This window comes from Priestia sp. TRM10 (assembly GCF_057808375.1).
Genome location: NZ_JBJZOT010000004.1, coordinates 16,320 through 29,458, shown reverse-complemented (window position 1 = coordinate 29,458; position 13,139 = coordinate 16,320). Strand labels below are relative to the sequence as shown.

The 13,139-nt window shown below is 33.2% G+C and carries 12 protein-coding genes; 4 read left to right on the top strand and 8 right to left on the bottom strand.

The window, feature by feature from the left end; all coding sequences use genetic code 11:
* The first annotated feature begins 22 nt into the window (after positions 1–22).
* The 3 genes from ACK3CR_RS04265 to ACK3CR_RS04255 all read left to right on the top strand — a co-directional run bounded on the left by ACK3CR_RS04265 (position 23) and on the right by ACK3CR_RS04255 (position 4,489).
* Entirely contained in the window at positions 23–502 is a 480-nt protein-coding gene (locus tag ACK3CR_RS04265) for a GNAT family N-acetyltransferase (protein WP_488974878.1), read from the top strand.
* A 53-nt stretch (positions 503–555) separates the two neighbouring features.
* Positions 556–1,854: an MFS transporter gene (locus ACK3CR_RS04260; protein WP_488974877.1), complete on the top strand. Its 1,299-nt coding sequence runs from the start codon at positions 556–558 to the stop codon at positions 1,852–1,854.
* A 412-nt stretch (positions 1,855–2,266) separates the two neighbouring features.
* The gene (locus ACK3CR_RS04255) at positions 2,267–4,489 is read left to right on the top strand and encodes an MMPL family transporter (protein WP_488974876.1); all 2,223 of its coding nucleotides are present in this window, start codon (positions 2,267–2,269) and stop codon (positions 4,487–4,489) included.
* 73 nt (positions 4,490–4,562) lie between these two features.
* On the opposite strand, the gene ACK3CR_RS04250 is transcribed toward ACK3CR_RS04255, so the two are convergent.
* The 4 genes from ACK3CR_RS04250 to ACK3CR_RS04235 all read right to left on the bottom strand — a co-directional run bounded on the left by ACK3CR_RS04250 (position 4,563) and on the right by ACK3CR_RS04235 (position 9,067).
* Positions 4,563–5,207, bottom strand: coding sequence for a response regulator transcription factor (locus ACK3CR_RS04250; RefSeq protein WP_488974875.1), 645 nt, complete (start codon positions 5,205–5,207; stop codon positions 4,563–4,565).
* Positions 5,208–6,404 (bottom strand): sensor histidine kinase, encoded by a 1,197-nt coding sequence (locus tag ACK3CR_RS04245; protein WP_488974874.1) that lies wholly within the window; start codon positions 6,402–6,404, stop codon positions 5,208–5,210.
* 483 nt (positions 6,405–6,887) lie between these two features.
* Positions 6,888–7,703, bottom strand: a complete 816-nt coding sequence (locus ACK3CR_RS04240) for a MerR family transcriptional regulator (RefSeq protein ID WP_488974873.1) — start codon at positions 7,701–7,703, stop codon at positions 6,888–6,890.
* A gap of 176 nt (positions 7,704–7,879) precedes the next feature.
* The gene (locus ACK3CR_RS04235) at positions 7,880–9,067 is read right to left on the bottom strand and encodes a cytochrome P450 family protein (RefSeq protein WP_488974872.1); all 1,188 of its coding nucleotides are present in this window, start codon (positions 9,065–9,067) and stop codon (positions 7,880–7,882) included.
* 773 nt (positions 9,068–9,840) lie between these two features.
* On the opposite strand from ACK3CR_RS04235, the gene ACK3CR_RS04230 reads away from it, so the two are divergent.
* The gene (locus ACK3CR_RS04230; protein WP_488974871.1) at positions 9,841–10,461 is read left to right on the top strand and encodes a recombinase family protein; all 621 of its coding nucleotides are present in this window, start codon (positions 9,841–9,843) and stop codon (positions 10,459–10,461) included.
* Between the two features lie 424 nt (positions 10,462–10,885).
* On the opposite strand, the gene ACK3CR_RS04225 is transcribed toward ACK3CR_RS04230, so the two are convergent.
* The 4 genes from ACK3CR_RS04225 to ACK3CR_RS04210 form a co-directional block, all read right to left on the bottom strand.
* Positions 10,886–11,068 (bottom strand): ComC/BlpC family leader-containing pheromone/bacteriocin, encoded by a 183-nt coding sequence (locus ACK3CR_RS04225; RefSeq protein WP_488974870.1) that lies wholly within the window; start codon positions 11,066–11,068, stop codon positions 10,886–10,888.
* A 115-nt stretch (positions 11,069–11,183) separates the two neighbouring features.
* Positions 11,184–11,360 carry a hypothetical protein gene (locus tag ACK3CR_RS04220; protein WP_488974869.1) on the bottom strand — a complete coding sequence of 59 codons (177 nt, stop codon included), beginning with the start codon at positions 11,358–11,360 and terminating at the stop codon, positions 11,184–11,186.
* 188 nt (positions 11,361–11,548) lie between these two features.
* Positions 11,549–11,725 (bottom strand): hypothetical protein, encoded by a 177-nt coding sequence (locus ACK3CR_RS04215; RefSeq protein WP_488974868.1) that lies wholly within the window; start codon positions 11,723–11,725, stop codon positions 11,549–11,551.
* 90 nt (positions 11,726–11,815) lie between these two features.
* Positions 11,816–13,123, bottom strand: a complete 1,308-nt coding sequence (locus tag ACK3CR_RS04210) for an HlyD family secretion protein (RefSeq protein WP_488974867.1) — start codon at positions 13,121–13,123, stop codon at positions 11,816–11,818.
* Positions 13,124–13,139: the final 16 nt, after the last annotated feature.

Below are 13,139 nucleotides of genomic sequence, written 5' to 3'. Positions count from 1 at the left end.
ACACACTAGGAGGAGTTCATAAATGATTACGGTTTACGACGATCGATATAAAGAAGAAGTCATTAATTTAATATTGTACATTCAAAATATTGAAGCTGGTGTTGGGATTAGTATAGAAGAACAACCAGATATTCTGGATATTCCATCAAATTATATAAATGATGGGGGAAACTTTTGGGTGGCATTAAACGATAACGGTGAGGTTATAGGCTCTATTGGTTTACAAAAGAAAACCGATGAGATAGCCATACTAAAAAAATTTTTTGTTTATAAAGACTATCGAGGAAAAGAACTTGGGACAGGAAAGAAGCTTTATGAAGCTTTGCTTGATTTTGCAAAGAATCAAGGGTTTTCTAAGGTGATTTTAGATACTCCATCTCAAGCGACTAGATCACACAGTTTCTATGAAAGGGTAGGATTTAAGAAGATTACAAAAGAGAATTTACCCATTAAGTATGACTATCCTGATCGCGATTCATTTATATTTTTATTAGAACTATAACTCAAGTATAGAAAGAAGTTATTTTTTATAAACAAGTTAAACGGAGGGTTAGTTTGAGGGATAGGATAATATTGTTTTGTTTACTAAGCACTGTATTACTTGGTGTGATGAATAGTTTTTTCTTTCATATAGCCGTCGTTCCCATTTCGAAAGACTTAAATATCTCTCTAGCTTCTAGCAGTTGGTTTATCTTAGGGTATACCGTTATGGTTACAATTGGCTCAATAGTATATAGTAAGCTCGCTGAAAGTATTCAGTTAAAAAAATTATATCTAATTGCTTTAGTTATCTTTGTTCTATTCTCGATTTTGGGATATTTTATGAATAATTTTTATTTGCTTATTTTATGTAGACTAGCTCAAGGGGTTGGAGGGGCAGCCTTTATATCATTAACAATGGTTGCAGTTATGGATGTACTTGATCGATCATTATTACCAATAGGTCTAGCTTTTATTAGCTTTGCTATGGCCTTGGGATCAGGTCTAGGTCCTTTACTAAGTGGTATTCTTCTTTCTCTAACTAATTGGCACATATTATACTTATTTATGAGTTGTGCAATTATTTTTATACCCATTTTATATCTTACTTTTCCAGAAATAAAATTAGAAAAAAAGACTCCATTTGATTGGCTGGGAATGTTCTATTTATTAATGTGTATTATCTTTTTATTATGTGCCTTGAACATTAATTTTCTGTTGATTGTTTTGTGTCTTATTTTTTTTCTATTATTTATTCGCCATATCAGCGCCATTTCTTATCCAATCATTAATAAAAAGATATTTAATAATTCATCTTTTGTTAGAATAACTAGTCTTAGCTTTTTATTATTTTTATTGCTGGGAGCAAATGTATTCCTTCTCTCTTATATATTTTCATCTATTTTAAATTTTAATTCGATACAGTCCGGAGGCATACTTTTTATCAGTTCTTTAATAGGAGGTATAGCAAGTATAGTAGTTGGGAAGAGGATGAGTAACAAAAATGCAAAAAACTTCTATAAGATAGGATTATATATTTTTTCTATAGGTTATTTCATTAGTATTTTTGATTCAAAGACTGCCATAGTATGCATTTCAATAAGTATTTGTTGCTTCATTGCTTTTTCTTTTGTACAAATTGCTTTAAATTATCTTTTAGATTCAGCACTTCAAGAATCTAGGAAAATATATATTGGTATTTTTAATTTGTGTAATTTTATTGGTATGAGTATTGGGGTAGCACTATTTAGTAAATTAATAATTATCTTTAATATAAATATCTGCTTTGTTTTTTTATTAGCTACTGTGATTATAAAAGGGTTTATGTCAACCAGTATTAGTACAGTAAAAAGCAAAACAAAAGAGTATTTTTAATGTTTATTGAAACTAAAGGGTTTTTTCAGACCGAACTGCCATTGGAATGTATTGTTATTTTTTAGAACAACAGTTTTAGCCACTGAAATATACAATTCATATGCTAACCACATTATCGAAAACCACATAAGAAGAGCTTCTTTTATATGGTTTTTGATAATGTGATTATGGAAATTAAATTTGTATATGGTATACGTAAATTAACGTCTCTTTTTTCATGTTTTTTTCTTCATACGGATCTTGGCTCACAATATACCAGTAGTGAGTTTGTTCGGCATGTCTACAAATACGAGGTGAAGCAGTAAACGTAAAAAAATAATAAATCTGCCCAAACGTACGTATTCACCATTAAAATACTTTGTTACGATTCTCTTGTTCAATAGATTGATTAAAGAATTGAGAGGAGAACGATATGTCTAGATTGTTATATAAAATAGGTGGATGGTCTGCCAGAAACAAGTTTAAAGTCCTTGGCGGTTGGATCCTTATAATGGTTGCCATTCTTGGAATTGCTTTTTCCTTGAAACCAACATTCAGTGAGGAAATGACCATTCCAGGCACCCCTTCTGAAAAAGCAGCTGACATCATTTCAAAAGAATTTCCATCTGCACCCGATGTCGGGTCGATACGGATGATTTTCGGTGCTGGGGAGAATGAGAAACTTGATTCAAAAGAGGCTCAAGAAGCTATCTCAGATGCCCTTGCTAAAATATCGCAGGATAAGTCAGTAAAATCTATTGCAAATCCTTATCAGGTAGGCACCATCAATAGTAAAGCTACTGTTGCCTATGCCGATATTACCTATAAAGTAAAAGCTGAAGATATAACAGAGAAATCCAAAGAACTAGTACAAGATAGCGCCAAGATGACAGAAGATCAAGGTATCCAAACAGAGTTAAAGGGGGATATTAGCCTTTCCAACTTTGAGGTTGGAGGTATATCTGAAATAATCGGAATCATTATGGCATTCATTGTATTGGCTGTAATGTTCACTTCGTTTCTAATTGCAGGATTACCAATTTTCACTGCTGTTATTGGGTTAGCTACAAGCTTGGGGATTACGCTCCTGGCAACTAATTTCTTCGATATCTCGTCAGTAAGTATGACGCTATCTATTATGATTGGTTTAGCAGTCGGTATAGACTATGCATTATTTATTTTCTCTAAGCACAGACAACAACTGTCAGAAGAGATGGATATTCACAAATCCATTGCTCTAGCAACGGGAACGGCTGGAGGAGCCGTTGTGTTTGCCGGTTTGACCGTTATGGTAGCGCTCTGCGGTTTAACTGTGGTCGGCGTACCCTTTCTCGCAGCTATGGGATTAACTGCAGCTATTAGCGTTTTAATGGCCATCCTTATCTCTATTACGTTAGTTCCAGCTGTCTTAGCTTGGATAGGTAATAGAATGAGACCTAATCATAAGGTTGCAGGTATTTTTCGATTCATTACGAAAGGAAAAGAAAAGAGTCAGAAGCAATCAACCAACTGGTGGGGAAGATTCCTTAAACGTCAACCATTGTTGATTACAATTATTAGTATCTTGCTTCTATTAACTATCAGTGTACCTGCCCTTCACCTAAGGTTAGGTCTTCCAGATGATGGCATGAAAGGTGAAGATACACCCGAAAGGCAAGCCTATGATTTAATGGCAGAAGGGTTTGGTAAAGGAGTTAATGGTCCACTTGTTACATTGATTGATGTATCTAATGTAGATGGAAATAAAATGGATGAAATCAACAGCATGGCTAAAAAGCTAACAGAATTAGATAATGTAGCTAGCGCAACTCCCCCAGTACCAAGTAAAAATGGAGACTATGCCATTGTTAATATCACGCCTAAAACCGGACCTAACGACGAAGAAACTACAAATTTAGTACATGATATTCGAGATATTACTTCATCGGATAGCAAAGCTAGTCCAAACCTATACGTCACAGGTATCACGGCAATTAATATTGATATAGCAGAAACACTGAATGACGCTATACCGTTATTTGCTGCTTTAATTGTAGGATTTGCCTTCTTGTTACTACTGGTTGTATTCCGATCTCTGCTCGTTCCTCTGACTGCAGTGCTAGGTTTCCTATTAACTATGACAGCTACGTTAGGCTTTACGGTATTCATTTTACAAGATGGTTATTTAGGGGGGATATTTGGAATTCCAGCAGAAGGACCAATTTTAGCCTTCTTACCAATTCTTGTGATTGGTATTTTGTTTGGTCTTGCTATGGACTATCAAGTCTTCCTTGTTAGCCGTATGCGAGAGGAATACGTGAAAACAGGGAATGCGAGAGAATCTGTTCAAGCCGGTATCAAGTTCAGTGGACCCGTTGTTACTGCTGCTGGATTAATCATGATTTTTGTATTTGCGGGCTTTATATTCCCTGAAGACCTACAAATTAAATCAATGGGATTAGCTCTCGCATTTGGTATTCTCTTTGATGCCTTTATTGTTAGATTAACCATCATTCCAGGGCTTATGATACTGATGGGGAAAGCATCTTGGTACTTACCAAAATGGTTAGATAAAATCATCCCAAATGTTGATATTGAGGGCCATAGTTTAAACAAAGTACTAGAAAGAGAAAAAATTAGAGAAAGAAAAAAGCATAGCTTAGGATATGATAAGTAGCAAAAAGACCTCTACATAGTAGAGGTCTTTTTGTTACTTGTTTTATTTTTTACTTTATCGGTTCATTTTTATATTATAAATGAATGATACCTGATTGAATGGCTACAGCTACAGCTTCAGCTCTGGAATTAACCCCTAATTTATTATAAATACTGGTTAATTTAGATTTTACGGTCCTCTCTGCAATCCCTATGTCATAAGAGATTTCCTTACTTGTAGAACCACGTGCCACGGCTTGTAAGATAGCCCTTTCTTTTGGTGTTAACACTACTTTAGCTTTACTTTGCTCTTTTAAAAGTTTAGTTTTGTAATTTTGAATTCGTTCTGTGATTTCAGGTTGTAGCAAAGTTTCTCCTCTAATGGCTGAATCGAGAGATTCGAACAAGTTTTCCATGCTTGTATCTTTTAATAAATAGCCCTTAGCTCCTGCTTCGATTCCTTCCATCATCAGTTGATCTTCATTATAAGTAGTAAGGATAATGATAGGGATTTCAGGGTTTGTTCTTCTTATTTCCTTGATTGCTTCTAGCCCACTCATTACCGGCATATACAGATCCATCAAAATGACATCTGGCTTTAGCTTTTCTACTAGATCAAGGGCCATTCTCCCGTCTTTGGCTTCCCCTAGAATTACAAATTTATCACTTGTCTCAATCAGTAATTTAAGACCCTCTCTAACTACAAGATGATCGTCTACAATCAATATTCTATGTTGCATTTATTCAGCCCCTTGCAGTGGGATGTTAATTTGTATATTTGTTCCCTTATCCTTCTCACTATCAATGTTTACTTTTCCTCCTATAATACGTACTCTCTCTTGAATACCTAACAAACCATAGTGATTCCCCTTGGTTATGTTCCTATCAGTATTAAAACCAACCCCGTCATCTTTCACTGAAAGGGAAAGAACCTCTTCCTTTTCTTCAATACTAATCCAAACATTTGTTGCTTTTGCATGACGTGCTATATTTGATAAACATTCAGTTATAATGCGTAAACAGTGTTCTGATGTAGTACTGGAAAGCTGTTGCATAACCCTAAATTTAAAATGGCATTCTAGTCCGGTTGCGATAGTAAAGTGCTGTACTTCATCTATAATAGATTGTTGGAAATCATATTCTTCCTTAGCATGAAGGCGTAAATTATCAATCGCTAATCGTGCACCAGCTAATAATTCACTAACTCTCCCCATAGACTGCGTTACAATTTCTTTTGCTCTTTTGTCATTCCCCTTATTAAGATGAACATTTGTTGCTTCTAATTGCATTTTTAGTCCAGCCAATCCTTGTGCCAATGTATCATGTAAATCCCTTGCCATCCTTTGGCGCTCGTTATGTAGCGTAAGCCGTTCAACTTGTTGGTGGGCCAATTCAATTTCTTCTAAAATATACTGTGTTCGTATTCTAGCGTTAACTTGATTAAAGAATATAACCGCATAAGATACAGTAATCACCATAATGGGGATGGTTATCATCAAAAATCTGTCAATGGATTCAAGAGGTACGATAACTAATGTATTTATAGTAAACAAAACCAGAATGATCAAAAATAAATAGTTTTTTTTGCGTCCTGTGGTTCCTATCACTTGTCCAATCAATAAGGGGTAAAGAGTAATGATTACTACAGGCGTACTCAGCATAAAAAAGGCACTGATATATACAGTGAATGATTGCATGACGAAGTATAACCAATATCGTCTTGGTAAAAATAAGTTAGAATAACAGTAAATAGTCGCAAAAAGTATGAGAAGTATCGCGAAAATCACACGTCGCTCTATCGGAACTGCAGTTTGAACTTGTAATATTAAGGAGACGATGTAAGTTATAAATACCCATATTAGTCCAGGTACTCTTGCAGCAATCATATTGTTATATTCTTTCTCATCCGGTGTCCTACCATAAGACGTCCTATTCATAACTATTCACTTCCTTTAGTAATAAACATAATATAAATTCTCCCTTTATATATGCCCTTAAGGGCAATCAAAATTACTTTAGTGTATTGTATCCATATTTGAGAGAAGAGGATTAATACACTGGCCTTCCTAATTATATAAATAAGAGCCTATATTGCAGAGACTTTTAATCATACGTTTTTCATTTTTTTGCTAGGCAATCGGACCTTATATTCTGTTTATATAAATACCAATTTTAATTGGGAGCTTTAGAAACATGACAATATAGCCTAATAATCATAATATTATTTTAGATAAGTATGTATAAAAGAAAAAGAAATTCCGACTGTTTAATGTGCAAAATCAGTTTACATAACACGTATTATCGGACACTCCTAAAAGAGGTCTTTTTATCACTATTAAGAATAACTAAAAAAAAATAGACGACCAAAAGGTCGTCTGTTCCTCAAAAATGACATGTTTATTAAAACTACAAGGTCAACCCTAATTGTATTCCTTTATATAAACCTGGAGTTGACAGGAAGACGCATTTAAATCAAAAATATCGGTAAATAGATATAATTCTAAACAATGAATTACATGTAGTTTGTTTTCAAGTATAAAGTTCTTTAATTGAAGCATTTTCTCATTTCGATTTTTATTTGTGTAGGATAAAGTTAAGTAATTTCCTGTGGGAAGGATAGAGAATAAATCTTTATTTTTAAGATAATCTTCTTTATTTATTAATTCAAAAATAAACGTTGGTATTGGATGACCTGTTTCATCAATATAATACAGAGTTCCACTTTCATAATTGCTCTTTATTTTATAGTTCTCCATTAAACAATCTAAAGTCGAATAATCTAATAAATCTGATGACTCTGTTCCTTCAGTAGAAGGTGTAGTTATCAAGTAACGCTCTTGAAAATGTGTTACTTTAAAATCGTCATCATTCATTATATGGACTGAATCATCGATTCTTTTCCTGAGAATATCGATTTTATTTTTAGCCGAGTTTAATTGATTTATTTGTGCAACAATATCCTTTTTCTTTTGCTCTAAGAAAAATAGCAATTCTTCAGTATTTGCAGAAGAAAAAATTTTTCGCATTTCTTCAATACTTACATTCAATTGACGTCCAGTCTTAATAATATCAATATGGATAAATTGTTCAGCAGAATAATATCTATAGCCAGTACTTTCATTAATGTATGCAGGCATAAGAATTTTTTCTTTATGGTAGTATCTTAAAGCTTTAATGGATAAATTCTTAAGTTTGGAAGTTTCACCTATGGAATATAGTTTAGATCTTTTTTTCATATTACCCCTCGCATAAAATCCTTATTAGTCATAGCTATTATGATATTGACAGGTTTTAAATAAGAATTCCTCTAATTAAAAGATATAGGTAGGTGTTTCTTGAATTTTATATTGTGACAATCTGACACAACCCAGTTGATAAATACCTTCAACTGGGTTGATCCTAATATATCTCCTTAAAAGAGCTTGACAGGTAACTGTTTCAAACCACGAATTATAAGACTTTGTCGCCATTCTAATTCAGACAGGTCAGCTGCAAGAGTAAGGTTCGGGTATTCCTCGAGTAAAATCTGAATGGCAATTTCCCCTTCAAGTCGAGCCAGTGGAGCACCTAGGCAATAGTGAAGACCTTTACCAAACGCAAGATGCGGACTTTTCTCTCTTGTAATATCGAGAGTACCAGGATTCGCAAACACCGCCGGATCATGATCAGCTGATGCAAGTGAAACAATAACGTGGTCCCCCTTCTCAATCTGCTGGCCCATAAACATAAAGGATTCTTTCGCCCAACGGTCTGTACTGAACTCAACCGGTCCGTTAAAACGTAGCAATTCTTCAATAGCCTGAGCCACAAGGGAAGGGTCTGCTTTTAGCAACGCAAATTGCTCTGGATGTGTAAGCAGAGCCAGTAAACCGTTAGCAATGAGATTTACAGTCGTTTCATGTCCCGCCACAATAAGAAGCATAACGACTCCATACAATTCACTTACGGTTAACCGTTCTCCTTCTTCCTCGACTTGAATTAAATAAGACATTAGATCTTCTCCAGGAGAAACACGCTTTTGTTCGGTCAATTTATCCAAATAATCCATAAATTCCATATTAATTTCGTCATACTGAGAATCATCATTTATATCCACTAGTGCATTGGACCAGCGTTGGAAATCAAGCTGATCTTCAGATGGGATGCCAAGTAATTCACAGATGACTCTAATTGGAATCGGAAACGCATAAGCTTTAATAAAATCAACTGTTCCTTTGTTATCCATGAGCTTAGCTTGTTCTCTTGCAATTTCCTCAATGCGCCCCCTTAACTTCTCAATCCTTTTTGGTGTAAATCCACTTTGTACTAGGCTGCGTAAGCGATGATGATCTGGCGGGTCAACAAAAAGCATGCTTTGAGCCATTGGAGGTAAATTTTCATCTGTCATCTCGTCAGGAAAGACGGTCCGCATATCTTTTATAAACCTCTTATCTTTTAATACGGCTTCTGCTGCCTTATACGTAAAAGCCATCCATGTATTGTGTCCCTCGTTAAACATCTTCACTTTTGCAAAAGATTGGTGTGGGCGAATTTTTTCGTAATAATCATAAGGATTTTGGTGGAACTGTTGCGAAAATAAATCAAGCGATTTAATATCCATAAGGATTGCCCTCCTTTTCTAAACTCCGTCCTTTTATCATATCTGCATGTTTAAGTATCCTTTTCCTTAAGTCATAACAGCCTATAACTAGTGACAGTTATATTCTCCGTTAAGAATATTTTAAACTTCTCTATACCACAGGACTTGTTAATAACTACTGTCTGATAGTACCTTATGAAGGTATGCCGATAAGGTTTTATTGATGAAATGCTTATCTGTTATGAATTAACCAGAATTAACCAGAATATTAATGAGTTTCTGTATTTCTGGATAAACACTTTTTCGAACTTCACGATATAATACAATCCATATCCAAACACCCCTTCTATTAATTTATAACTTAAGTTTAATGTCTACCCTAAGAGGAGAGTCAATCTTTTTTGTGGAAGGATCTGTTAGATTAAATTTTTGGTTTGCTATACAAAATAGGGTTGTCTCTATTCTAGTTTATATAAAACATGTTCGAGGAAGTAAAATAAGCACAAATCTACTTATTTACAATTAATTGGAAATTAACACATCATGAGTGAGCACAATCAAGTTATCTATTAATTACCTTTTAATTCCATAAAAAATAAAGATAAGCAAATGGTTCGCAAAGTGAACGTCCATAAAAGTGTACTTTTACGGATATTTCTTTTCGATTAGAAATCTAGCCTTTTTTATGTTCATTTAAGTTAAAAAATAAATTACGAACGTCCCCCTAAATACATATACTTTAGCGAACGTTTTTGATAGAATAATAGGGAAAGAAGCACAAAAGGAGTATAAAAATGGAAAATAGAAAATTTGGATACATACGCGTAAGTAGTCGAGATCAAAATGAAGGTCGTCAACTTCAATCCATGGAGGAAGCTGGAATTTCTCCTCGTGATATTTTTCTTGATAAGCAAAGTGGAAAAAATTTCAATCGAGAACAATACCAATTAATGAAACGAATGATTCGTAAAGGAGATATTCTTTATATTCATTCTCTAGATCGCTTTGGCCGTAATAAGGAAGAAATTTTACAAGAATGGAATGCCATTACAAAAGAGATTGAGGCCGACATTGTGGTCTTGGATATGCCTCTGTTGGATACCACTCAGTATAAGGATAGTTTGGGAACCTTTATTGCAGATTTAGTTCTTCAGATTCTTTCATGGATGGCACAGGAGGAACGAGATCGCATTCGAAAACGTCAGCGCGAAGGCATTGATGCTGCATTAAAGGGTGGTATATCTTTTGGACGACCTAAAGCTCAGGTTAGCCAAGAATTTATTGAGGCTTATAACCGATGGAGAAATAAGGAGATTACAGCTGTCCAAGCCATGAAAGAAGCTAATGTTAAAAAGACAACTTTTTATAAATTGGTGAAAAAACATGAAGGTACGTTTAACAAGGAACTTATATAATAGGAAGAAACTCGTCAAAAAAACCTTTATTCTTAATGGACACATGGATTATTAAATTAACTTACGTACTTTTTGCAATTTTGCACAATCACTAAAAACATAAAAAAGGATAAATTTTTTAAAAAAGGTTGTGTTCAGAAGAGTATACCTTTTGGGGTACTCTTTTATGTTTGATATTGGGTAAATATATAATCTCTTAATCCGAAAAATCTAAATATGTGTATAAATAAAAAACATATAGACAATATTAAAGAATTATAATATTTTTTTGATACAGAAGTGGAATGTAACAGTAAACCATTAGACCAAATCTATTTAATTAATACTTCTTAAATTGGAATGACCAACAAAGTTTAAAGTTTTATAAGTATAAAAAAGCCCCTGCTTATTGTATGTACAGTTAAGCAAGGGCCTTCTAGTTATATTAATAAATACCAATTATCTTCATATTTAGTAAAGAGCGAGGACTTACTGAATCAGAAATAAAATAACCGACCATTTTCCCCATCGCTGTACTAAAGTCACCACTTGTTTTACCACCATCAATAGTTAATAATTCTTCTGTTGAAAGCTCTTCAAATTCCGTTAAAAAATCCTTAGTTTCCATCTTCAAACTCCTCCTATTAAATTATATAAGGTTTAGCTATCATTTATTGCAACACTAAATTGGTACAAGTTATCTTATCCTTATTCAATATAGGCTATATGTAATAAAACTTAGATTACCAACCCCAGCCCTCTTTTGCTCCTTCAACGAAGCCACCAGAGAATTTCCAAAGTTCATTTAAAGCAGCTGCAGCTCCACCGATTGCAAGCCAGTTACCCCCATCAACCTCTAGCATTTCTTCATTAGTTAATTCAGTAAGATTAGCTTCCATGTTCAACTTATTATTTTCCATAATAATACTCACCTTCCATTTTTTTATTTATTTACCATTATAATCCTAACATATTTATAACATTATTTCTACAATTTAGGTAAAAAAAACTAGTTAATTTAATGTTTTTTAATAAGTTTGTACCTTTTGAATGGGGGGATTCCCAAATGATTTTAAATAATAGATACGGCGTCGATTAAATTAACAAATTATTGATTTTTACTAGTTCTATATTTTATAAATAATATGCTCATAAATATTGTTAATACAATAGCATCAAAACTTATTCTTTTTGCCACAATGAGTGTGTAAGAGAGAGAAATAACTCCATACAAGATACCAAAACCTGTTATTTTAACTAATGTCTTTCTAGATTTTTCGCTCATATATACAATACTCCTTTAATCTAATAGTCTTTATCCATTGTTGCATTGAACTGGGGGAATTGCAAAAGCACCAATGTATAGAATGATTTATTATATAAAACTTAGCTTCTCTAGGAAAATTGATAAAGGCTTTTTATGATCCACTATTATTACTGCTTGGCCTAATGAACCTGAATATAACTTCTCAGGAGTATCGGAATTAATAGAGCCCTCTGCAATAAAATAAGTTTTGCCATCTTTCTTATTAGTTATAGGATCTTTGTATATTTGTATTATCCTTCCATAGTGAGATTTTTTCCGTGTATCAAAGGTATATTGAATTTTGTCATTAACAGAGACAGAATTGACATCATTTGCATTTATATATAGAAGGACTTTATTTTCAGTCTTAACAGGAGCTATAGAGAAAAGGGTCTGATTTAATTCTACTTTATCACCTTTGTTGATTTCTTTAGGCATTTCTACTATCCCGTTGTACGGAGCCTTAATTACTTTCTTTTTCTCAGATACACCTAATTTATCAAGTGATTTATCCAATTCTTGCAAGTTCACTTGTATCTCTTCAATTCTTGACTCAATATCCAACAATTTAGATGACTTAGCTTCCTCTAATCCATTTAAAAATTTATCCTCCTGACGTTCTATACTACTCTCTATTGATGACTTTTCACTATTAAGTATTTCATTCCTATTTTCTATCTGTTGCTCTTTCATATCTATTAGACTATTAGTGTTTTGAATTTCTTTCTCAGCCAAGGATTTATCAGGTTTATTCATTTTATCTAGATTTTTATTCAAGGAATCTAATTCATACTTAAGTGATTTAATATCACTTTCTAACCCTAAAATTATTTCATCTTTAGATTTATTTATGGTTTCTAATTTATTAGAATAAATTTCTTTATTCTCCTCATTCTCTATCTCCATTATAGTTATCTTATTTATATAATTCTTATACTCGACCTGAATGAGGCTTTCTGCTTCGGATATTAAATTAGAATCTTTATCTTGTATGGCTTCTTTTAAATTCTCTAAATCAATTAACTTATTTCTAAGTTTCTTTTGTTTTTCTTGAATATACTTATTCTCTTGTTCAAGTTCTGGGTTGTTTATACTGACTAATATCTCTCCTTTTTTAACTTCTTTACCTGATTGAATACTAACATCAGTTACAGTACCTGATATATCTGGCTTTACAGATACCGTCGATACCTTAGATTCAATACTAGCAGTAGAGTCAACAGTTATGTCTATTTCACTGCTATATGCCCAAATTAAAGATAAAATAATAATTAAAATTAATATCGAAAGAAATATTTTTATAAAGGAAGGTGGTTTTTTTTCCATCATCTCGATACTATCCGTTAACTCTCGTATATCCCTAACTTTTTGAAACATTTTGGTACCTCACTTA

Bases quoted from the DNA above. Each gene is read 5' to 3' on its own strand.
- ACK3CR_RS04230 (WP_488974871.1), top strand. From the start codon at position 9,841: ATGGAAAATAGAAAATTTGGATACATACGCGTAAGTAGTCGAGATCAA.
- ACK3CR_RS04240 (WP_488974873.1), bottom strand. From the start codon at position 7,703: ATGAAAAAAAGATCTAAACTATATTCCATAGGTGAAACTTCCAAACTT.
- ACK3CR_RS04265 (WP_488974878.1), top strand. From the start codon at position 23: ATGATTACGGTTTACGACGATCGATATAAAGAAGAAGTCATTAATTTA.
- ACK3CR_RS04210 (WP_488974867.1), bottom strand. From the start codon at position 13,123: ATGTTTCAAAAAGTTAGGGATATACGAGAGTTAACGGATAGTATCGAG.
- ACK3CR_RS04250 (WP_488974875.1), bottom strand. From the start codon at position 5,207: ATGCAACATAGAATATTGATTGTAGACGATCATCTTGTAGTTAGAGAG.
- ACK3CR_RS04220 (WP_488974869.1), bottom strand. From the start codon at position 11,360: ATGGAAAATAATAAGTTGAACATGGAAGCTAATCTTACTGAATTAACT.
- ACK3CR_RS04255 (WP_488974876.1), top strand. From the start codon at position 2,267: ATGTCTAGATTGTTATATAAAATAGGTGGATGGTCTGCCAGAAACAAG.
- ACK3CR_RS04215 (WP_488974868.1), bottom strand. From the start codon at position 11,725: ATGAGCGAAAAATCTAGAAAGACATTAGTTAAAATAACAGGTTTTGGT.
- ACK3CR_RS04245 (WP_488974874.1), bottom strand. From the start codon at position 6,404: ATGAATAGGACGTCTTATGGTAGGACACCGGATGAGAAAGAATATAAC.
- ACK3CR_RS04235 (WP_488974872.1), bottom strand. From the start codon at position 9,067: ATGGATATTAAATCGCTTGATTTATTTTCGCAACAGTTCCACCAAAAT.
- ACK3CR_RS04225 (WP_488974870.1), bottom strand. From the start codon at position 11,068: ATGGAAACTAAGGATTTTTTAACGGAATTTGAAGAGCTTTCAACAGAA.